This window comes from Peribacillus sp. SIMBA_075, from assembly GCF_046534585.1.
Genome location: NZ_JAWRYN010001366.1, coordinates 1 through 245, shown reverse-complemented (window position 1 = coordinate 245; position 245 = coordinate 1). Strand labels below are relative to the sequence as shown.

The 245-nt window shown below is 53.5% G+C and carries 1 pseudogene; it reads right to left on the bottom strand.

What is annotated here, in order from left to right:
• Positions 1-245 (bottom strand): annotated as a pseudogene (locus SB775_RS32800) (helicase); the annotation flags it as partial.

Here is a 245-nt window from a genome sequence, read left to right as displayed (position 1 = left end):
CGCGCTGGATTGTAGCAACGATGCTTTTCATTTGGGAATCCGCCTGTTTGCCGAGCACTTCCTGTAACAGCTCGTCACCGATCGTTACACCCGTATCAAACAGATGCAGCAGACGACCATCCCGAATGACGTACTGCCGCTTGCCGGTCATTTCACCTGTGACGGTCCCGCTCGGTGTTTCATATTGGACAGGACCAGGCGAATAATCGTAGTACAGGCTAGAAATCGGCGCGCGCCAATCATAC